Origin of the sequence: Segeticoccus rhizosphaerae (genome assembly GCF_009192725.1) — a bacterium.
GTDB lineage: Bacteria > Actinomycetota > Actinomycetes > Actinomycetales > Dermatophilaceae > Segeticoccus > Segeticoccus rhizosphaerae.
The window spans coordinates 1-760 of sequence record NZ_VOHR01000660.1 but is presented as its reverse complement, the minus strand read 5'-3'; the positions used below and the strand labels follow the sequence as shown (position 1 = coordinate 760).

At 72.5% G+C, this 760-nt stretch carries 1 protein-coding gene; it reads left to right on the top strand.

Annotated elements, in window-relative coordinates; all coding sequences use genetic code 11:
* Positions 1 to 760: FUSC family protein (locus FRW57_RS22360; protein WP_203230510.1), on the top strand; the 760-nt coding region annotated here is incomplete at both ends.

Below are 760 nucleotides of genomic sequence, written 5' to 3'. Positions count from 1 at the left end.
TGCGCCGGTTCGGCGAGATCCCGGACGTGACGCTGGGCAGGGGCGAGCAGGCCGAGCTCGACGGCCGGGACGCCGCCGACGCCCTGGCGCCCCCATCAGGACCGCCCCTGCTGCGCCAACCGCCGGAGCGCTGGGGCACGTCGATCACCTCCCTGCGTCCGTCGGCGCCATTCGTCCCCCAGGCCATCCGGTCGCTCGTCGCGGTCGCGCTGGCCGTCGGTATCGCCCACCTGCTCGGCCTGGGGCACGCCTCGTGGGCGGCCGTCTCGGCGGTCGCCGTGCAGCAGTCGGTCAGCTGGTATGCCACGGTCGATCGCAGCATCCAGCGAGCACTCGGCACCGGAGCCGGCCTGCTGGTGGGCGTGCTGGCCCTCGCCTACTCCCCCGGCGCCGGCCTGACCGTCGCCCTCGTGATCGTGCTGCAGGTCGGGGCGGAGCTGATGGTGGGGCTCAACTACGCGCTCTGCCTGATGTTCGCCACACCCATCGCGCTGCTGCTGGCCCATCTCGGCCACGCCAGCTCGGACACCACGCTGCTGGTCGACCGCGTCCTCGACACCTTCATCGGCATCGTCGTGGGCATCGGCTCGGCCTTCGCCATCCGCAACCGGCGCCTCGAGGGCGTCCTGCGCAGCGCGATGGACGACTGCCGGGCCGCCCTCGACGCCGCCTCGCAGCTGACGCGGACCGATCCGCCCTGGAGCAGGACGACGTCGGTGGATCCAACCAACCATTTCTGGGCCTACCACCAGCCGCTGAA